The organism is Bacteroides oleiciplenus YIT 12058, from assembly GCF_000315485.1.
GTDB lineage: Bacteria > Bacteroidota > Bacteroidia > Bacteroidales > Bacteroidaceae > Bacteroides > Bacteroides oleiciplenus.
Map to the genome: position 1 here is coordinate 407,835 of NZ_JH992943.1, position 21,771 is coordinate 429,605.

Genomic DNA, 21,771 nt, shown 5'->3' on the forward strand with positions numbered 1-21,771 from the left:
TTCAAGTTCATGGAACGAATGAAAGCTGAACGCTGTATAGCCAATCCGTTATTCTTTCTGTTACTGAGTATTGTTGTCCTTGCTTCCTGCACAAGCAGCAAGAAAGACATTGTTCCTTCCGCCGAATACGCTCCTTACGTGAACGCATATACCGGAGGAGTTATCTCGCAGACTTCGAACATCCGCATAGAGCTGACGCAAGACCAGCCTATGGTGGATTTAAATAATGAACTGAAAGAAAATCCGTTCAGCTTCTCCCCCTCCCTGAAGGGTAAAGCGTATTGGGTCAGCAACAATACGATTGAATTCGTCCCCGAAGCGGGTATCCTGAAACCGGGGCAGTTCTATGAAGGTACCTTCCAGCTGGGCAAATTTGTAGAAGTGGACAGCCGCCTGAAGGAATTTAAGTTTTCTTTCCGCGTGCAGAAACCCAATTTCTCTCTCAACATCGAGCCACTGACGACAGTCGACATTAACAGCCACTCCGAACAGGTGGGTATCAAAGGAGAAATACGCTTCAGTGACGCCGCAAAGAAAGAAGTGGTAGAAAAGATGCTGGTTGCCGGAAACGGAAAGGGACAGACCTATCCGGTAAACATCACCCCTACAGATAATCTGACACGCTATCAATTCGAGATTATCGGTATTCCCCGTGAAGAAGAAGATTACGAACTGGAAATAAAAGCAGATGGCACACCCGCAGGCATCGAACGCAAATTGACTGAAAGCGTACTGATTCCTTCAAAAAACAGTTTTCGTTTTCTTTCTGCCAAACGTATCGAAGAACCGGAAAACGGAATAGAAGTCGTATTCTCCGACCCGGTTTCCACTACACAGGATTTAAAAGGATTGATTGAAATCCCGGAAGTATCTACTTCCATCTTCCAGGTAGAAGATAACAAAGTATATATCTACTTTGAAGCGAATCAACTGGCTAAGCTGACATTAAAGGTACACGAAGGAGTAAAAAACAGCAAAGATAAAGCACTCGGCACCTCCCACTCTATCTCGTTCAGCGAACTGAATCTGAAACCGCAAGTAGAAATGTCTACTTCGGCCGCTATCCTGCCCGACTCCAAAAGCCTGATTATCCCGTTCCGGGCAGTCAATCTTTATGCAGTGGATTTAAGTGTCATCCGCATTTTTGAAAACAATGTGCTGATGTTTATGCAGACAAATACCCTTTCGTCTGCCAGCGAACTGCGCCGTTCCGGACGGTTGGTTTACCAGAACACGCTCTGGCTGAGTAAAGACAGTACGAAAGATGTACACCGGTGGGAAGACTACTCAATAGACCTTGCCGGACTTATCCGGCAGGAACCGGGAGCCATCTACCGCGTCATTCTCTCTTTTCGCCAAGAGTATTCGGCATATCCTTGTAGCGGAACTGAGAATCAGGAGATGAGTTTTGCAGATAACACTGCGTCAGAAGGGCTGACAAAAGTCAACGGAAACATTCTCTTTGAAGAGAACGAGGCGGAATGGGATACACCCGAAGCTTACTTTTATTATAATGGTGGAGTTAAAATGGACTGGAGCCAGTATGACTGGAGACAACGCAATAATCCCTGTCATCCCTCCTATTATATGGACTCCGACCGGGCAGCGTCCTGCAATGTATTCGCTTCGAATATAGGAATGATCGTGAAACGGAATTCCTTGAACAAGCTCTGGATTGCCGTAAGCAACATTCTGGACACCCAGCCGATGGAAAAAGCGAAAGTAACCGCTTATAACTTCCAACTGCAAGCCATCGGAACAGGCGAAACCAACAGTGAAGGTTTTGTGGAAATCACTCCCAAAGGCGTACCTTTCATCCTGGTAGCCGAAGTGGACAAACAGAAAGCATACGTCCGCGTGGCAGATGGAGAAGAACAATCCGTCAGCCGGTTTGACGTTGGTGGAAAAGATATCCAGAAAGGATTGAAGGGCTTTGTATATGGAGAAAGAGGAGTATGGAGACCGGGAGATACGCTTCATGTAACCTTTATCTTGGAAGACCGGGAAAAGAGAATTCCGGATAAACATCCCGTAGCACTGGAACTTTATAATCCAAGAGGCCAGTTCTATACAAAAATGATTTCTACGCAAGGTGTGAATGGCTTCTATACTTTCGATATTCCGACACGGGCAGAAGACCCTACCGGGCTATGGAACGCATACGTCAAAGTAGGTGGAACAGCCTTCCACAAGAGTCTCCGCATAGAAACCGTTAAACCGAACCGACTGAAGATTAACCTGAAATTACCCGATAACGTCATTCAGGCCTCAGTAAAAGAAATGCCGGTAGTCCTTTCTTCCACATGGTTGACGGGAGCCACGGCATCCAGATTAAAGACCAAAGTAGAAATGTCCCTGTCGAGGGTAAACACGCAATTCAAGAATTACAGCCAATACATCTTCAATAACCCGGCAACAGAATTTACCACCGTGAAGAATGATGTATTCGACGGTACACTCGATGCAGAAGGAAAAGCTGCTTTCACTTTGAAACTGCCATCTGCTACGAATGCACCGGGTATGCTGAATGCAACCCTGACAAGCCGTGTATTCGAGCCAGGAGGAGATGCCAGTATACATAGTCAGACTATTCCGTTCTCCCCCTTCTCTTCTTATGTAGGCATCAACCTGAACCAGCCGAAGGGAAAATACATAGAAACAGACCAAGACCATGTATTCGACATCGTCACAGTGAACGCGGAAGGTCAATTGGTGAACCGTTCCAACCTGGAATACAGAATCTACCGCGTCTCCTGGAGTTGGTGGTGGGAGAATCGGGAAGAATCGTTCGGCACATACATAAACAGCAGTTCCATCACTCCCGTGGCCAGTGGAAACATCCAGACCACCGGTGGAAAAGCGACTTTCAAATTCCGGGTTAACTATCCGGATTGGGGACGCTACCTGGTATATGTAAAGGACAAAGAGAGTGGGCACGCCACCGGCGGAACCGTTTATATTGACTGGCCCGACTGGCGTGGACGTTCAAGCAAGACTGACCCTAGCGGTATCAAGATGCTGGCTTTCTCACTGGATAAGGAGTCTTACGAGATCGGCGAAACGGCAACCGCCATCATCCCTGCCGCCGCAGGAGGACGCGCGCTGGTCTCTCTGGAAAACGGTTCAACTGTATTGCAACGCGAATGGATGGATGTTTCCAGCAACGGAGATACCAAATATACTTTCAAAGTAACTCCGGAAATGGCTCCGAATGTTTACCTGCACATCAGCCTGTTGCAGCCGCATGCACAGACGGTGAACGATTTGCCGATACGTATGTACGGTGTTGTTCCGGTATTGGTGACCAATAAGCAAACCATACTGCAACCTCAGATTAAAATGCCGGAAGTGCTGCGTCCGGAAACAGACTTCAATGTAACCGTCAGTGAAAAGAGCGGTAAACCGATGACGTATACACTGGCTATCGTGGACGACGGATTACTTGACCTGACAAACTTCAAGACACCCGACCCGTGGAATGATTTCTATGCCCGCGAGGCACTGGGCATCCGAACCTGGGATATGTATGACGATGTGCTCGGAGCTTCGGCAGGACGTTACAGTTCTCTGTTCAGCACAGGTGGTGACGAAACATTGAAACCTGCCGATGCGAAAGCAAACCGTTTCAAACCGGTAGTCAAATTCGTCGGTCCATTCTATCTGGATAAAGGTAAACAAAAAACGCATACGCTGAAACTGCCCATGTATGTAGGTTCCGTCCGCACAATGGTAGTTGCCGGACAGGACGGAGCTTACGGAAAGGCGGAAAAGACATCGTTTGTACGGACACCGTTAATGCTATTGTCTACACTTCCCCGTGTACTGAGCACACAGGAGGAAATCACGGTTCCGGTGAATGTCTTTGCGATGGAAAAAGAAGTGAAGAATGTAATGGTATCTATTCAGGCAATCGGCGGCGGTGTGCAAATTGTAGGCAATAAACAACAGTCCATCACTTTTGCCCAACCGGGTGACCAGCTTACATTCTTCAAAATCAAGACAGGCAGCCAAACCGGAAAAGCAACTATCCATCTGACTGCCAATGGTGACGGAAAACAGACGAAAGAAACGATTGAAATAGAAGTAAGGAATCCGAATCCGGCAGTCACTCTGCGCACCAGCAAATGGGTGGAAGGCGGAGAAAGTGTAACCATTCCGTATAGTTTGAATAACGCATCTCCGGCAAACAGTCGTCTGTTGTTGGAAGTTTCGCGCATACCTTCGGTGGACATCAGTCGACGATTCGACTTCCTATACAACTATCAGCACCATTGCACAGAGCAACTGACTTCGAAAGTATTGCCGTTGCTGTTTGTCAGCCAGTTCAAAGCCATAGACAGTGAAGAAGCTGAAAAGATAAAAGCCAATATACAGGAAGGCATCCGGCAGATTTACTCCCGACAACTTCCTAACGGTGGGTTTGTCTACTGGCCGGGAAATGCGGTGGCTGACGAGTGGATCACTTCTTATACAGGTATGTTCCTCGTGCTGGCACAAGAAAAAGGCTATGCCGTTCATCCGAATGTGCTGAATAAATGGAAGCGCTTCCAGCGTGCCGCCGCCCAGAACTGGCGGATGCCGGAACAGAATGACAGTTGGATGTACTGGCAATCTGGATTGCAACAGGCTTACAGGCTATATACATTAGCATTGGCAAGCGCCCCGGAACAGGGAGCCATGAACCGGATGAAGGAACAAGCCAACCTGTCGTTGCAAGCCAAATGGAGACTGGCGGCAGCATATGCCCTGACGGGTAAGACGAAGCCGGCAGAGGAATTGACATTCAATGCGGAAACGACCGTGAAGCCCTATTCTTCACAAAACTTCATCTACGGTTCATACGATCGTGACGAGGCGATGATACTGGAAACCCTGCTTTTGCTGCACAAAGACCAGGCTGCCCTGCAACAAGCCAAGAAGGTTTCGCAGAATCTGGCAGATGAAAATTGGTTCAGCACACAATCCACAGCTTTCTCACTGATGGCAATGGGACGCCTGGCGGAGAAACTTTCAGGCACACTGGATTTCACCTGGAACTGGAACGGAAAGCAACAACCTGCCGTGAAATCGGCTAAGGCTGTATTTGAAAAGGAACTGGCGACCACTCCGGCAGTGGGAAATGTGACAGTGAAGAATCAAGGAAAGGGAGCATTGAATGTGGATTTCATTACGCGTACCCAGTTAGTCAACGATACGCTACCTGCAATTTCCAATAATCTCCGTCTGGACGTGAAATATACGGATATGAACGGAGCGACTATAGCCATAGATGACATCAGACAAGGTACGGACTTTATGGCTGTCATCACCGTAGGTAATATCAGTGGGACTACCGGATACAGTAACCTGGCGTTAACGCATATCATTCCGTCAGGTTGGGAGATTTACAACGAACGCTTCATAACTCCGGAAGCCACTCCGACGCGCAATTATACCTATCAGGATATTCGCGACGACCGTGTACTGACTTACTTTGACCTGCAACGCAGCGAACTGAAAAAGTTTACCGTAAGGCTGCAAGCCACGTATGCCGGTAATTTTGTTCTGCCTGCTATCCAGTGCGAAGCAATGTATGACGCTTCGGCACAGGCACGGACAAAGGCGGGAAGGACAACGGTAAGCCGTTAAAGTAGTTTCATGGGAGCCAGGATTATCAATTTATTCAAACATCTGTCTATCACCGGAAAAGTAATACTCAGCACGATTACAATTCTGGTGATAGCCTATATATTTTGTCTCCCCAAAGAATTATTCCATGTCCCCTACTCTACCGTCGTTGCCGACCGTAACGGAGAATTATTGGGTGCACGCATTGCCTCCGACGGTCAATGGCGTTTCCCGCCCCGAAGCACTACACCGGAAAAGATAAAGCAATGCTTGATTATGTTTGAAGACAGGCATTTCTATCACCATTGGGGTGTCAACCCTTTTGCTACCGGAAGGGCCGCCTGGCAAAACCTGAAAAACAAACGTGTCGTCAGCGGAGGAAGTACCCTCACGATGCAAACCATCCGGCTGGCAAGAAATGAATCGCGCACCTTCGGAGAGAAATTCATTGAAATGATTCTGGCTACCCGCCTCGAATTCCGTGCTTCGAAAGAAGAAATCCTATCGATGTATGTCTCACACGCCCCGTTCGGCGGAAATGTTGTAGGGCTGGATGCCGCCGCATGGAGATACTTCGGACATTCTGCGGAAGATTTGTCGTGGGCAGAAGCTGCCATGCTGGCTGTGCTTCCCAATGCACCTTCTATGATTCATCTTTCAAAGGCACGCCAGGCATTACTTGAAAAGCGTAACAGACTCCTGAAACAGTTATATAAGAAAGAAGTGATAGATGAATCGGCTTATGAGCTAGCTGTCAGTGAACCACTTCCCGAAGAACCACATTCGTTGCCACAAGTAGCTCCACATCTCGTCAGCCGCTTCTATCAGGAACGCAACGGGAAGTATTCCGTATCGACCATTGACAGGGGCATCCAGACCCAGATTGAAAGTCTGGCCGAACGATGGAGCAACGAATTCAACCGGAGCGATATACGCAATCTGGCAATCCTGGTGATTAACATACGGACCAATCAAGTAGTAGCCTATTGCGGGAATGTCAATTTTGAGCGCAAACAGGCAGGGAACCAAGTGGATGTCATCCAGGCTCCCAGAAGTACGGGAAGCATTCTAAAACCATTCCTCTACTATGCGATGTTGCAGGAAGGCACTCTGCTACCAGATATGTTATTACCCGATATACCGGTTAATATCAATGGCTTCACTCCCCAGAACTTCAATTTGCAGTTTGAGGGGGCGGTTCCTGCATCAGAAGCGCTTGCACGGTCGCTGAATATTCCGGCTGTCACGATGCTGCAAAAATATGGAGTTCCGAAGTTTCATAATTTCTTGCGACAAGCAGGATTTAAGACGATTAACCGTCCTGCCTCCCATTACGGACTATCACTGATTCTGGGCGGTGCAGAAGCTACACTATGGGATGTGACGAGTGCATACGCCAATATGGGACGGAGTTTGCTGCAACTTCCACAAGAAAAATGCAGTTTACTGCTTGCCTCTCCTCTGGAAAAGGAAGGTACTGTAACAGATCTTTTTCAACCCGGTGCCGTATGGCAAACCTTTGATGCCCTGACCGAAGTCAACCGCCCCGAAGAAATAGACTGGAAATCCATCCCCTCCATGCACCCCATTGCCTGGAAAACCGGGACAAGTTATGGTTTCCGCGATGCCTGGGCCGTCGGAGTTACCCCCGAATATGCGGTAGGCGTATGGGTGGGAAACGCAACAGGAGAAGGGAAACCCGGTCTTGTAGGAGCACGGACAGCAGGTCCGGTGTTGTTCGACACATTCAATATGCTCCCTGCATCACGATGGTTCAAACGACCGGGAAGCATCTTTGTCAAAGCAGAAATATGCCGGAAATCAGGGTATCTGAAAAGTAGGTTCTGCGAAGAGACAGACACTCTGCCCGTTCTTCCTGCAGGACTCAAAACAGAAGTCTGTCCCTATCATCATCTCATCACTTTATCGGCCGATGAAACCCTGCGTATTTATGAAAATTGCGCCAATACAGAACCTACCATCCAGAAATCATGGTTCACCTTGCCGCCCGTATGGGAATGGTATTATAAACAGCATCATCCGGAGTACAAACCACTCCCCCCCTTCAAGCCGGGTTGTGGAGAAGACGCCCTCCAGCAAATGCAGTTCATCTATCCGCCAATGAATGCCCGCATCGCACTACCCCGGCAAATGGATGGAAGCAAAGGTTTCATCACCGTCGAACTGGCACACAGTAATCCCGGCACTACCATCTATTGGCATCTCGACAACAGTTATCTGACTCAAACGCAGGACTTTCATAAAATTTCCTTGCAACCTAAACCGGGGAAGCATTCGCTGACTGCCGTAGATGACGCAGGGAATACGGTTTCTACGACTTTCTTTGTGGAATAAATTAAGTAAACCATACTATTTAATCAGAGTTCATTATAAGATGTATTTATCTGGTGTACTACTACGTTGCTGTAACCTTACTACTTTTCTTTCCAGATTTAAATTAGCAACAAGCTTAGCAATCGCCCCAACACTAAAGCAGAAACCCTACATCAGAGCAAATTTTAGGCTTTTTAAAGAAAATACCTAAAAAGAGTGAGTGCTTTGTTGCTAAAAAGTGCCTACATTTGTACCCCGAAACAGTGCGGCAAAAAACACCTTTTTCCGAAAAACAACCCCACCGCTTATATAAGTGAACATTGTTTTTCGTATATTTGTTAAATCTTAGAAGCGACAAGCTTTAATCAATTTATTAATACCAAATAAGTTATGAAAACCAATCTTAGTTCTCAAATCACTCTCAACAGAGTCTCCCCCAGGTATTACAGACCTGAGAATGCATTTGAAAGGTCAGTACTGACCCGACTTGAAAAAATCCCAACCGACATTTACGAATCGGCAGAGGAAGGTGCCAACCACATTGCTTGCGATATTGCACAGCTCATCCGCGACAAACAGAAAGCCGGACGTTTCTGTGTATTGGCATTGCCCGGTGGTAACTCTCCCCGCAACGTATATTCAGCCCTCATCCGTATGCATAAGGAAGAAGGTCTGAGTTTCCGTAATGTTATCATATTCAACCTTTACGAGTATTATCCGCTTACTTCAGATGCCATCAACAGCAACCTGAACGCCTTGAAAGAGATGTTTCTGGATCATGTTGACATTGATAAGCAAAACATTTTCAGTCCGGACGGCACCATTCACAAAGATACCATCTTTGAATACTGCCGTCTATACGAACAACGCATGGAAAGTTTTGGTGGCCTGGATGCTGTACTGCTGGGTATCGGGCGCGTTGGTAACATCGGTTTCAATGAACCGGGTTCCCGTCTGAACTCTACCACTCGCCTGATTTTGCTGGATAATGACTCACGCAATGAGGCATCCAAAATGTTCGGTAGCATTGAAAGTACTCCTATCAGCTCCATAACAATGGGTGTCTCTACCATATTAAGTGCTAAGAAAATCTATTTGATGGCTTGGGGTGAGGATAAAGCAAAAATGGTAAAAGAATGTGTGGAAGGCCCGGTAACCGATACCATCCCAGCCTCTTACCTACAAACCCACAACAATGCCCATGTCGTTATCGACCTTTCTGCTGCGGGTAATTTGACACGTATTCACCGTCCATGGTTAGTTACTTCCTGCGAGTGGAATGATAAACTAATACGCAGTGCCATCGTATGGTTATGCCAACTGACCGGTAAACCAATTCTGAAACTAACCAACAAGGATTACAACGAAAACGGTCTGAGTGAACTGTTGGCTTTGTTTGGTTCTGCATACAATGTAAACATCAAGATATTCAATGACCTGCAACATACCATTACCGGCTGGCCGGGTGGTAAGCCAAATGCAGATGATACGTATCGTCCTGAACGTGCGAAACCGTATCCGAAACGTGTAGTTGTGTTCTCTCCACACCCGGATGATGACGTCATCTCCATGGGTGGCACAATCCGCCGTCTGGTAGAGCAAAAACACGACGTACATGTGGCTTACGAAACTTCCGGTAATATCGCTGTAGGCGATGAAGAAGTAATCCGCTTCCTGCACTTCATCAATGGTTTCAATCAAATTTTCAATAACAGCGAAGATAAGGTAGTCATTGATAAGTATACGGAAATCCGCAAGTTCCTGAAAGAAAAGAAAGACGGTGACATTGATACTCGTGACATCCTGACCATCAAAGGTTTGATACGCCGTGGTGAAGCGCGTACCGCTTGTACATATAACAACATTCCGTTAGACCACTGCCACTTCCTTGACCTGCCGTTCTACGAAACAGGCCGTATTCAGAAAGGTCCGTTAACAGAGGCTGATGTGGAAATTGTACGCAATTTGTTGCGTGAAGTGAAACCTCACCAGATATTCGTTGCCGGTGACCTTGCCGACCCGCATGGTACACATCGTGTCTGCACAGATGCAGTATTCGCAGCTATTGATTTGGAAAAGGAAGAAGGTGCCAAATGGTTGAAGGATTGCCGTATATGGATGTATCGTGGTGCGTGGGCTGAATGGGAAATTGAAAACATTGAAATGGCAGTACCTATTAGCCCGGAAGAATTGCGTGCAAAGCGTAACTCCATCCTGAAACACCAGTCTCAGATGGAAAGTGCACCGTTCCTGGGCAATGATGAGCGTCTGTTCTGGCAACGCAGCGAAGACCGCAACCGTGGTACTGCTGCATTGTATGACAGCCTCGGTCTGGCATCTTATGAGGCAATGGAGGCATTTGTGGAATATATTCCGCTGTAAATGTTTGCTAAATAGAAATAAAGAAGAGTGGGGAGCTAAGGTTTTCCACTCTTTTTTTACGTACTTTTGCGGGTAGTCTTCACCACAGAAGACACAGAGTTCACAGAGGGTTTTCGTTATGAAGAAGAATATAGTATTAGTTATCTGTTGCTTCATCTTGGCTTTCAATGGAAAACTGAGGGCACAGGATATTGAGGCGAACGTACAGGAACGCCTCGCAGCATTTTTCCGGGAATATACCACCACAACAGTCAATATCGGCACCTGCCGGCTGGATAGTTTTCGCATCGATTACCAGAAGAAGAAGTTCGCCATCTATGCTGACGACAAATTCTCTTACCAACCTTTCCGACCGGAAACAGTGGATGCCATCTATCGGTATCTGAAACAAACATTGCCAGGTCCTGTGAACTATTATGATATGACAGTCATAACAGGTGGACAGGCTATTGAAGATTTGATTCCCAACCTTTACAGGAAAGGGAAAAAGGATAAATCACGGCTATACGGTGGTCTGGAGTATAAAGGTAATCCCTGGGTGACACGCACTTCCCGCCCTTATGAAATTAACCGCGGACTGGAAGGCAAACATATCGCCTTATGGCAAAGCCATGGAAAATACTTCATCAATAAGACCGGAGAATGGGGATGGCAACGTCCCCGCCTGTTCTGCACAACGGAAGACCAGTTCACCCAGTCGTTTATTCTTCCTTACGTCATCCCGATGCTGGAAAATGCAGGTGCCAACGTATTTACTCCCCGGGAACGGGACACACAAAAGTATGAGGTTATCGTGGACAATGATACTCCGCAAAATTCTCTTTATCTGGACATCAAAAGTCGCAAAGCTAACTGGAAACAAACAGAACTTCCCGGTTTTGCACAACGGAAACAGATTTATCAAGACGGCGAGAATCCATTTGTAAGCGGAAGTGCACGCTTCACCAACACAGAGAAGAAAAAGAATAAAGCTTTTGCTGAATGGATACCCGATATTCCGGAAACAGGCGAATATGCCGTATACGTTTCTTATCAGACATTGCCCAACAGCGTAAGTGACGCCAAGTACATCGTTTTCCACAATGGCGGGGCCACCGAGTTCAAAGTAAACCAGCAGATAGGTGGCGGTACCTGGGTGTACCTCGGAACATTCTCTTTTGATAAAGGCAAAAATGATTACGGTATGGTAGTACTCAGCAATGAAAGCAAACAGAAAGGTGTGGTTTGTGCGGATGCCGTACGTTTTGGCGGCGGAATGGGAAACATTGCACGCGGCGGAGAAACCAGCGGACTGCCCCGGTATCTGGAGGGCTCCCGCTACTTTGCACAATGGGCAGGTATGCCTTACCCCGTTTATGGTGGACGTGAAGGGAAAGATGACATGTCTGATGACATAAATTCCCGTTCCAAGATGATTAATTACTTGTCGGGCGGTTCCATCTTCAATCCTAAGGAGCAAGGTCTGGGAGTACCTTTCGAAATGGCAATGGCATTGCATAGCGATGCAGGAGCCAGCAAAGAAGACAAAATTATCGGTACACTCGGTATCTATACCACCAATTTCAATGACGGATTACTTGCCAGTGGTACCGACCGGTATGCTTCACGCGACCTTTCCGATATTCTGCTCACACAACTCCAGCGTGATATCCGTTCCAATTATGCTATAGACTGGACACGCCGCAGCATGTGGGATCGTAATTACAGCGAAACCCGCCTTCCGGCAGTGCCTTCTACCATCGTGGAATTACTATCACACCAGAACTTTGCCGACATGCGTCTCGGACACGACCCCAACTTCAAGTTTACTGTAGGACGCTCCATTTATAAAGCAATTCTTCAATATCTTTGCAACCAGCATGGCAAGGATTATGTAGTACAACCTCTCCCTGTAAGCAACTTTGCTATCCGCTTTGGCAACAAAAAGAACACGCTGGAACTTTCCTGGAAAGGTGAAGAAGACTTATTGGAGCCGACTGCCAAACCGCGCGAGTACATCGTTTATACCCGTATCGGACGTGGCGGTTTTGATAACGGAGTACGTGTAAGCAGTCTTTCTTATACTGCAAAGATAGAACCGGGCATCGTCTATTCCTTTAAAGTCACCGCAGCCAACCGTGGCGGAGAAAGCTTTCCATCTGAAATCCTCGCAGCTTATAAAGCCAAAAAGGAAAAAGGACGTATCCTTATTGTCAATGGCTTCGATCGTATCAGTGGCCCGGCAGTTATTGACACTCCCACCGCAGCCGGATTCGATTTAGCCAAAGATCCGGGTGTACCTTATTTATATGACATTTCACTTTGCGGTGCCCAAACCGAATTTTCACGTAAACAGACGGGAAAAGAATTGGGGCGCAGCAGCAATGAATGGGAAGGAATCAAGATTGCCGGAAACATTTTCGACTATCCATTCATACATGGAAAAGCAATACAGGCAGCAGGTGATTATAGTTTCGTTTCATGCAGTGACGAAGCTGTAGAAAACGGAAATGTTCCGTTGGAAGTTTACGATATTGTAGATTACATCCTCGGACTCGAAAAGGAGGACCGGCAAAGCAATCCTGCCAGTAACATGTATTACAAAACCTTCTCCTCGCCCATGCAACGTGCATTGACGGCCTACTGCCAATCCGGAGGCAACCTCCTTGTGAGTGGTTCCTACATCGGTAGCGACATGAACAATTCCCAAGGTGACCGGGAGTTTACGCAGAACATCCTGAAATACGCCTACGGACAATCCATAAACGATACCCAATCCGGAAACATCAATGGTTTGGGACGCACATTCACCATCCCCCGACTGCCCAATGAGCAAGCTTATCCCGTGACCACCCCCGAATGTATTCTTCCGACAGGTGCAGCTTTTCCGGTGCTCACTTATGTTCCCGGCAACCAAAGTGCAGCCATCGCCTATCAAGGCAATTACCGCACCTTCATTATGGGCTTTCCATTGGAAAGCATCGAACAGGAAACAGACCGTAATGCCATCATGGCCTCCATACTGCAATTCTTTCAAGCAAAAAAATAGAAAACAATACGCCTAATTAAAAATAACACTTATCTTTGCTCTCAGAGTATAAACCTTTAAAAACATAAAAAACATGTACACTATACAAGCAAATCCCAGCGGTACCCGCAGTTTAGAGATCTCTGAAGAAAATCTGGCAACCATTGAGAAATACGGGCTCTTCCGTCATCTCATTGACAGTAATGGTATTGTAGACGAATCTGTATTGGATAAATTGAGACTGAACATCCGCTCTCTCATCGCATCACAAGAGGAAGACAGCAAAGATTTACTCGACCTCTGCATCGACGTGATATACCACAACAACATGAAAGCCTTCGGATTGCAGCAACTCATCAAGCTCTATCTGGAATGGTTTTCCAAACAAGAACCTGTAGAAGAGGAATAATGAAATGAAAACAATCGACACATGTGGTCAAAAACATTACAGCCCGCTCATCCCGGCCATGAAAGCCATGTGCGAAGCCACACCGGGTGAAAAGCTGGAAATAATCATGGATGATGCCGCTGCTTTCAATGACTTGAAAGAGTATCTGGCCGAGCAACAAATTGGTTTCCGCGAAATATATGATGGAGAACGGATGACGTTGCAATTTAAGACGAAACAGCTTGCCTGATACCTTCCTCACGGTAAGTTTCAACTTCTAAGACAAATATAAGAGGTGTACCAGAAACTTCTTCTGATACACCTTTTTTACATAACACACACCTAACCTAATACGCAAAAAATGAAAGCACTTTACTTCTCTCTTCAAATCCTGATAATACTCGTTGTCAATCCATTAAATGCACAAGACATGCCTGAATGGCATACTGTCAGAATGGATAAACATCTCTCACCTCACAGCGTAACCTCCGTCACCCCATGAGGGAACACCCGTTACATGCCGAAGTAAATGCTTTTACACACCGATGTAAAGGTCGTTACAATACGGGGTAAATGCCGTTACATACCGGGGTAAATGCTTTTACATACTAAAGAAAAAGAAATGTAAATGCAATAGTTTGATACATAATAGCATAAGCTAATACAGACAAACTTACGGACTGATTCTATTCCTCTCCGTTTTGTCATCTGTTTATACGTATCTTTGCGGCAATTTTCCTATTTGGCTGTTTTTCCCTTCACAGTCAAAGGTAACACAAACCAGAATGTAGAACCTTTATTTACCTCAGACTCCAAACCTGCCCTTCCCCCCAGATTCCGGATAATGGATTGTGAAAGCGTCAAACCAAGGCCAGTTCCCGGTACTTCCCTGTCTAACTTTTTGAAATGGGAAAAGATTTTTTCCTGTTCTTCCTTGGGAATCCCAATCCCGGTGTCGGACACATAGAAAAAAGCCTCATCCGTTCCCTCTATACGGCAGCCAAAACGTATTTCACCCGATTTAGTAAACTTAATTGCATTATGAATCAGATTTGCCATAACCTGAATGATGCGGTGACGTTCAGAATACATCATAATAGGCTGTAAGTTAGCCTCACAAACCAAATCCACTGAGGGATTATCAGCCAACTTCACCATAAATATTCCTTCTAATTCTCTGATCAAGTCATTGGCATCAAACTCCGAATATTCAAAATTCAAAGTTCCGGATTCTATTTGAGAAAGATCAAAAATATCATTTATCAGACGTAACAAGCGTTCGTTATTCTCTGAAATAATATCCATATACATCTTCTTCTCCTCTTCACTGGAAGCAGTAGCTATCAATCCCGAGAAACCGACAATCGCATTGAGCGGAGTGCGTATTTCATGGCTTATATTGGCTATAAAAGCCGATTTCAGTTTGTCAGCAGATATAGATTTTTCTCTTTCAATATTCAGTAATCTTTGGATATTCTTCAATTCCGTCACATCATAAACGGTCAACACCATGTACCCCTTTCCATGAATGTCCAGATAGGTACCCGATACAGAAACATCACAAGGAATCACCCTATTCTCATCTTCACTCAGAAGATTCATTGAAGCATTCAGCTTTTTAAAGCCTTCTTTCGTGCAGAAAGCTTTTCCAATAGCTGCACGGACGCCACAAAGCTTGCATTGTTCATGTTTACCACATTCACCAGCCGCAGCAGCATTTCTGCAATGTAGCAAGTCGCCCACTCTTTTTATCACCCCATCCTCTGGAGCAGGAAGTCTGTTCAATGAATAATAATTAGTATCGCGAACAATAAATTCTTCATCAATCAGCAGAAAGTAAGCATTAATATTCTGCAGAATCATAGTCGACTGATCAAGTTTGCGTTGTATCGTCTCCTCTGAACTCGCTTCTTTATACGGAGGTATTTCCATGGTATATAAATTGATTTATATTTATTCGGGCTATTGATGCGCAAATGTATAAAATATACGAATAGTACCAGTTTTATTTATGCCTTTTTATTTGCACTTACCCGATAAAGTTCAAAAGACTTTTCTTGACCGGGCATTGTTTATCCCTCTCCATTTTTACATCTTATCATTTTATGCGTATCTTTGCGGCATGAAAGAACATCGACTGACTGATTGGTTGCCCACAACCAAAAAAGAAGTGGAATTGCGCGGATGGGACGAACTGGACGTTATCTTATTCAGTGGAGACGCATACATAGACCACCCCTCTTTCGGGGCTGCCGTCATCGGACGTATCCTCGAAGCGGAAGGCCTGCGCGTGGCAATTATACCTCAACCTAATTGGCGGGACGACTTACGCGACTTCAAGAAGTTAGGACGTCCACGTCTGTTCTTCGGTATCAGCCCCGGGTGTATGGACTCAATGGTAAATAAATATACGGCCAACAAGCGATTACGTAGTGACGATGCCTATACACCGGATGCACGCCCAGACATGCGACCGGATTATCCATCGATTGTATATACTCAAATCCTGAAAAAATTATATCCTGACGTTCCCGTTGTATTGGGAGGTATTGAGGCAAGTATGCGCAGGGTGACGCATTATGATTACTGGCAGGACAAACTGATGAAAAGTATTCTTGTAGAAAGCGGTGCAGATTTGCTGATTTACGGAATGGGAGAAAAGCCGGTGGTAGAATTGGCAAGAAGATTTAGTGATAAGCGATTAGTGATAAGTGATAAGCATTTGGATGATGCAAGCTGCTTATCACTTATCACTAACCACTTATCACTAACTACCATTCCACAAGTTGCTTACTTATGCAAAACAGTGGATTTCGTGGCAGAAGAAGGAGATATCCGTCTTTTTTCCCATGCTGAATGCCTGAAAGACAAGAAGAAACAAGCTGCCAACTTCCGCCATATCGAAGAAGAAAGTAACAAATATGCCGCCTCCCGCATCACGCAGGAAGTGGATAACATGACGGTTGTTGTCAACCCGCCCTATCCTCCCTTGACAGAAGAAGAACTGGATCATTCTTTCGACCTTCCCTATACCCGACTACCTCATCCTAAATACAAGGGTAAGCGCATTCCGGCATACGATATGATTAAGTTCTCTGTGAATATCCATCGCGGATGTTTCGGAGGATGTGCATTCTGTACCATCTCGGCACATCAGGGAAAGTTTATTGTAAGCCGCAGCAAAGAGAGTATCCTTAAGGAGGTAAAAGAAGTAATGGAACTGCCCGATTTTAAAGGATACCTAAGCGACCTCGGTGGCCCGTCCGCTAATATGTACCGGATGAAGGGACGCGATGAAGCTGTCTGCAAGAAATGCAAACGCCCATCGTGCATCCATCCCAAAGTATGTCCGAACCTGAATACCGACCATCGCCCGTTACTGGATATTTATCATGCAGTCGATACCCTGCCCGGCATCAAGAAGAGCTTTATCGGAAGCGGTGTAAGATATGATCTGTTATTGCATCAGAGTAAGGATCCCGCCACCAATAAAAGCACGCAGGAGTATACCCGCGAACTCATTACCCGCCACGTCAGCGGCCGCCTCAAGGTTGCCCCGGAGCATACCAGTGACCGTGTACTGAGTATCATGCGTAAACCTTCATTCAATCAGTTCCAGGAGTTCAAGAAGATATTCGACCGCATCAATCAAGAAGAAGGGTTGCGGCAACAGCTCATTCCTTATTTCATTTCCAGCCATCCCGGCTGCAAGGAAGAAGATATGGCCGAACTTGCTGTCATCACCAAACGTCTGGACTTCCATCTGGAACAGGTGCAGGACTTTACTCCTACGCCTATGACCGTAGCTACTGAAGCGTGGTACACCGGTTATCATCCATATACGCTGGAACCTGTGTTCAGTGCCAAAACCCCTCGCGAAAAACTGGCACAACGCCAATTCTTCTTCTGGTATAAGCCCGAAGAACGGAAAAATATCATTAATGAGTTGCGCCGCATAGGGCGCCAGGACCTGATTGATAAACTATACGTAAAACGATAAATACCCCCAAAAGCAATGATGAAGCGACTATTACCCATTCTGTTTACTGCATTTCTGAGTTATGCAGGCACATCTCTGCAAGCGCAAGATTATCTACCGCAAACCTTCAGCGTTGCAGTAGGTGGCGGACTAACGCTGCCGCATGTAGAGGGAAACAGCAACGACTTCTTCAGTAAGAATGGTGACCGCGCAGGATATGACTTAATGTTGGAAGGGCGCTACTACTTTACCCCAAACTTTGCATTAGGAGTTCAGTACGATTACCTGCGAATAGCAGATTTACCTGACAAAATGCATCTCCACTATGCACGTCCCACAATCACTTTTCGCCATCTATGGAGTAACGGGAACCAAGGTGCATTCCTGTCGTTCGGCATCGGTTATATGAATTATCAGGAACGAACGTACCAACGAGGCAACCGATACGGACATCTCTTTCAAAGAGGATATTGCGGGTTGTCATTTGGCATGGGATACGAATTCCGTATTACCAAGAAAGTATCAGGAGTCTTTCGGGCCGATATGCTCACAGCAGACTGGTTTGCCAATCCTGATGCCCGATTATCCAACACGGACGGGTATGATGACGGGATAGACCATAGCTGGTTTAAGAACAACATCACATTCCTTAATATAGGGTTTGCGGTACAGTTCGGACGATAGGACGTCTTCTTTCTTTCACTCCTCAATAATGATTGTTGATATGTTCCAGTTGTATCTGAACTTCGTCTAAGAAGTTGCCTCCACATGCTGAAAGAGATAGGACTGCTGCGGAGCATGATCCGCATATTCATTACTGCATTGGGTATTATCATACTTATAACAGCAGAGCCCCGTTGGATATTAGCAATTACTGCCATATTACTTTTAGGAGTTTATCACAATAACCGGAAAGATAAAGTCTTCTTAAGATCACAAATTAAAAGCCCCGTCAGATTTTATCAGAAAGAATATCTATCACTAAGCCTCCCGTTCATTATAACCGAATCATTCCCTGGTTTCCATTAGGATTACCTCTTGACCGCTTCTTCCACGGTTCGCACATCTTTCTCCGAACTGAATAGAGATTACATCAACTTACCTGAAAATAGCCTACTCCCTTGATAACATGAAAAAAGCCCTTCCACCCCTACGAAAAGAGACATAGGTATGGAAGGGAAGTAACTACTTAATCAGTTTATATAATTCACTACCAGCCAATAGGAAAGCACCTACACCATACACATCGGTAGCGTCACGCCCTGCTGCTTTTGGAGCAGCTCCTACAGGCTGTATATATCCTAACTTGCCATCGGCATGTACCGCTTTAACCAATGACTGCCAACCTTTCTCAAGCACAGGCTTATAAGTACGTTTAGCCAGATATTCATTCCGGAGTCCCCATGCAATCCCATAACACATGAAAGCAGAACAACTATTTTCAGGCATATCATAAGAATCTGGATCCAACAAACTTGTGCGCCAGTCCCCACCCTCGCATTGAGTTTTACGTACGGCTTCGGCCATCTTCACAAACAGTTGGATGTAATAGTTGCGCGCCTCACAGTCTATCGGAAGATTATCTATAATCAATGGAAGCCCGGCAAACACCCAACCATTACCACGTCCCCAAAATTGTTTGGCACCATTCTTTTCACGCATCGGGATTCGCTTATTGTCCCTATAAAAAAGAGAATACTCTTCGTCATATAATGAATCCACACATTCTTTATACTCACTATTCATATAATTTAGATAGACATCATCCCCCGTCATCGTATACAGAGCAGCGTATATCGGCGGTGCCATGAACAGCGCATCCGCCCAAGACCAACGTTCCAATGTTCCCACTGCGTCCGTTTTCAGCAGAGGAGCTTTTGAAGGATGAGTTGCCACATAATATGCCCGTTCCATTACCGGCTGCAACATACGTTTATCTCCCAGTTTACGGTACATCTCAATAAATGCCTGCCCTACGCAAATATCATCTGCATGATAAACACGATCCCACATATTCCAATTATACTTCTCTCCAATTTCACGTATAAAGTCATAGCATGCTTCATTACCGGAAACCTTTCCCCATTCTGTCATACCCCTGTATAGTGCACCGTTTGTCCAATCCAAAGGATGATGCTTCACTTCCTTTTGATGGTTGATTTGCCACTTGGCCACTGCATCACAAACTTTCACTATATCAGCTTTCTTCATATTAGTTGAAAACTGCTGAGCGTATAGGCTATAACCTATTGAAAACAAAAACAGAACTAAAATCTTCTTCATGGTTTTAAATAATTTATTATTCAACATCTAATGCCGGTACGTTCTGGTCGGCTCCCGGATATCCTAAATTCTGATTGATGCGGCCGCGGGAATTAGAAGCTATCGCATTCTCCGGAACAGGCCATAATATGTGATATGGCTTAATGGTATAAATATTAATCCCATTATGATTGATCTTTTCACGGAAAAAGTTATTGTATCTCATCATGCGGTCATAATAATAATTCTTCTCTGAAATACTACCCAGTGAATATCCATTCAGGCCTTTTTCTGCCATAATAAAAGCCACACGAGTCAACTCCGTCTTGCGAGGTTCCTCAAAGAACAATTCTTTGGCACGCTCATCTAATATAGACTCAATGGTCACTTGCTGAGGGTTCGTTAACTCGGTTGCATTAGCACGCATCCGAATCTTATTAATATCGCTCATCGCAGCATCCGTATTTCCTTTCCAATAATAAGCTTCAGCTCTCAATAAATAAGTTTCAGCCAAACGGAATACATACCAATCTGTATATCCTCCCTGTGGAGTATCAGGTTTATTATCTTCAGGAACAAAAGTTTTGTAATGCATCATTGGGCTCCAAGCATAAATGGTATCTACGCAATACTCTTTTTGTAAAGGTTGCCCATAATATTTAGATGCCGGATTATTATAGACCATATCCTCCATATTCAGCCAGTTAGGAGCAGTATGACGATAATCTTCCTTAGAATCCCATATTTCATAGTTGAAATAATTAGTTGTCCTGACTCTACCTATGCCACGCCCCACTTGCCCTATCTGAGGCTGTCCTGCCGCTTTATCCATTGTTCCGCGTTTACCATCCGGATCATTGTTGGTATTTGCATTCCACCAGCACGGCACAAGGTCTCTCATCCGGTAAGAACCGGTAGATGTGCCTCCTTCAACTAATTGTTTATCCTCAACCAGAAAAATGCCTTCTAAATTCTCAGAAGAGTTGATGTTCTCCCTATTAAAGAGATCGCTTATAATGTTATATTGTGCATTCGACACATTAACTCCAAATCTCTTTTCCATCAGTTTATGCTGACTATGGTCTATAACAGCAGTAGTAGCAGTGACGGCTCCGTCAAAATCACAACATGCCAAACAGATTTTAGCCAGCAAATGATTTCCTGCCGCCTTGGATACAGCACCATGTGGAGCACTTTCCGGTAAATATTGAACGGCAAACATCATATCTTGCCGCAAGCGTTTCAAAATGCTGCCACGTGTATGCGAATAGAAATCCAGTTTAGGAGTAGTGACTTCTTTATCAATAAAGGGTACATCACCAAACTGATTTACCAATTTATAATACCAATAAGCTCTGTGAAAATAGCCTTCAGCCAAAATTACATTTTTATCATTCTCAGTAATCTCATCGGCAACCTGTACACGTGATATAATCGTATTCGCCTTCTGAATGGCACTATACCCTTTACTCCAGAAAGTACCAATTTGAGAATCTCCATAAGCACCCGGCTTTAACTGGATTTCAAAGTTCTTCAAAGTTTGGGCTACAATGTTCCCGGCTACGGCAACATCCGAAGTCATAAGTTCCGTACAGGCATAAGAATTATTGCCTATAAACTCCGGGCGTATCATGGCACGACAAGAAACCAGAGCACCTTCCAATCCCTCTTTCGTTACATAGGTATTCTCTGGAGAATAAAATGACAGTGGTTCCGGCTTCAGCCAATCATTACAAGAAACCAACAATGCGGCAAACAAGAATGCTGAGAATGCATAATGTGCCTTTCTGAATATTATTTGTGCTTTCATAT

General features: G+C 45.3%; 11 protein-coding genes. 8 read left to right on the top strand and 3 right to left on the bottom strand.

Translation table 11 applies throughout. The annotated features are described in order from the left end of the window. Positions 1-9 precede the first annotated feature (9 nt). The 6 genes from HMPREF9447_RS18025 to HMPREF9447_RS18050 all read left to right on the top strand — a co-directional run bounded on the left by HMPREF9447_RS18025 (position 10) and on the right by HMPREF9447_RS18050 (position 13,968). Positions 10-5,628 carry an alpha-2-macroglobulin family protein gene (locus tag HMPREF9447_RS18025; protein WP_009131200.1) on the top strand — a complete coding sequence of 1,873 codons (5,619 nt, stop codon included), beginning with the start codon at positions 10-12 and terminating at the stop codon, positions 5,626-5,628. Positions 5,629-5,637: 9 nt separating this feature from the next. Then, positions 5,638-7,962, top strand: coding sequence for a penicillin-binding protein 1C (gene pbpC / locus HMPREF9447_RS18030; RefSeq protein ID WP_009131201.1), 2,325 nt, complete (start codon positions 5,638-5,640; stop codon positions 7,960-7,962). A gap of 369 nt (positions 7,963-8,331) precedes the next feature. Next, complete coding sequence (locus HMPREF9447_RS18035) at positions 8,332-10,323, top strand: glucosamine-6-phosphate deaminase (protein WP_009131202.1); 1,992 nt, start codon at positions 8,332-8,334, stop codon at positions 10,321-10,323. A 118-nt stretch (positions 10,324-10,441) separates the two neighbouring features. Further along, positions 10,442-13,351, top strand: coding sequence for a golvesin C-terminal-like domain-containing protein (locus HMPREF9447_RS18040; protein ID WP_009131203.1), 2,910 nt, complete (start codon positions 10,442-10,444; stop codon positions 13,349-13,351). Positions 13,352-13,424: 73 nt separating this feature from the next. Next, positions 13,425-13,739, top strand: a complete 315-nt coding sequence (locus HMPREF9447_RS18045) for a hypothetical protein (RefSeq protein ID WP_009131204.1) — start codon at positions 13,425-13,427, stop codon at positions 13,737-13,739. 4 nt (positions 13,740-13,743) lie between these two features. Beyond that, a complete protein-coding gene (locus tag HMPREF9447_RS18050) occupies positions 13,744-13,968 on the top strand; it encodes a sulfurtransferase TusA family protein (protein ID WP_009131205.1) in 225 nt (74 codons plus the stop codon). 488 nt (positions 13,969-14,456) lie between these two features. On the opposite strand, the gene HMPREF9447_RS18055 is transcribed toward HMPREF9447_RS18050, so the two are convergent. Further along, positions 14,457-15,650: a sensor histidine kinase gene (locus HMPREF9447_RS18055; RefSeq protein ID WP_009131206.1), complete on the bottom strand. Its 1,194-nt coding sequence runs from the start codon at positions 15,648-15,650 to the stop codon at positions 14,457-14,459. Between the two features lie 190 nt (positions 15,651-15,840). Here HMPREF9447_RS18055 and HMPREF9447_RS18060 point away from each other — a divergent pair, with 190 nt between their 5' ends. Together HMPREF9447_RS18060 and HMPREF9447_RS18065 are read left to right on the top strand one after the other, a co-directional pair. Beyond that, the gene (locus HMPREF9447_RS18060) at positions 15,841-17,718 is read left to right on the top strand and encodes a YgiQ family radical SAM protein (RefSeq protein WP_044138440.1); all 1,878 of its coding nucleotides are present in this window, start codon (positions 15,841-15,843) and stop codon (positions 17,716-17,718) included. Positions 17,719-17,733: 15 nt separating this feature from the next. After that, positions 17,734-18,381: a hypothetical protein gene (locus HMPREF9447_RS18065; protein WP_009131208.1), complete on the top strand. Its 648-nt coding sequence runs from the start codon at positions 17,734-17,736 to the stop codon at positions 18,379-18,381. Positions 18,382-18,882: 501 nt separating this feature from the next. Here the strand turns inward: HMPREF9447_RS18065 and HMPREF9447_RS18075 are convergent. Together HMPREF9447_RS18075 and HMPREF9447_RS18080 are read right to left on the bottom strand one after the other, a co-directional pair. After that, a complete protein-coding gene (locus HMPREF9447_RS18075; RefSeq protein WP_009131210.1) occupies positions 18,883-19,980 on the bottom strand; it encodes a glycoside hydrolase family 88/105 protein in 1,098 nt (365 codons plus the stop codon). 16 nt (positions 19,981-19,996) lie between these two features. Next, the gene (locus HMPREF9447_RS18080; protein ID WP_009131211.1) at positions 19,997-21,769 is read right to left on the bottom strand and encodes a RagB/SusD family nutrient uptake outer membrane protein; all 1,773 of its coding nucleotides are present in this window, start codon (positions 21,767-21,769) and stop codon (positions 19,997-19,999) included. Positions 21,770-21,771: the final 2 nt, after the last annotated feature.

Bases quoted from the DNA above. Each gene is read 5' to 3' on its own strand.
- HMPREF9447_RS18025 (WP_009131200.1), top strand. From the start codon at position 10: ATGGAACGAATGAAAGCTGAACGCTGTATAGCCAATCCGTTATTCTTT.
- pbpC (WP_009131201.1), top strand. From the start codon at position 5,638: ATGGGAGCCAGGATTATCAATTTATTCAAACATCTGTCTATCACCGGA.
- HMPREF9447_RS18035 (WP_009131202.1), top strand. From the start codon at position 8,332: ATGAAAACCAATCTTAGTTCTCAAATCACTCTCAACAGAGTCTCCCCC.
- HMPREF9447_RS18040 (WP_009131203.1), top strand. From the start codon at position 10,442: ATGAAGAAGAATATAGTATTAGTTATCTGTTGCTTCATCTTGGCTTTC.
- HMPREF9447_RS18045 (WP_009131204.1), top strand. From the start codon at position 13,425: ATGTACACTATACAAGCAAATCCCAGCGGTACCCGCAGTTTAGAGATC.
- HMPREF9447_RS18050 (WP_009131205.1), top strand. From the start codon at position 13,744: ATGAAAACAATCGACACATGTGGTCAAAAACATTACAGCCCGCTCATC.
- HMPREF9447_RS18055 (WP_009131206.1), bottom strand. From the start codon at position 15,650: ATGGAAATACCTCCGTATAAAGAAGCGAGTTCAGAGGAGACGATACAA.
- HMPREF9447_RS18060 (WP_044138440.1), top strand. From the start codon at position 15,841: ATGAAAGAACATCGACTGACTGATTGGTTGCCCACAACCAAAAAAGAA.
- HMPREF9447_RS18065 (WP_009131208.1), top strand. From the start codon at position 17,734: ATGATGAAGCGACTATTACCCATTCTGTTTACTGCATTTCTGAGTTAT.
- HMPREF9447_RS18075 (WP_009131210.1), bottom strand. From the start codon at position 19,980: ATGAAGAAGATTTTAGTTCTGTTTTTGTTTTCAATAGGTTATAGCCTA.
- HMPREF9447_RS18080 (WP_009131211.1), bottom strand. From the start codon at position 21,769: ATGAAAGCACAAATAATATTCAGAAAGGCACATTATGCATTCTCAGCA.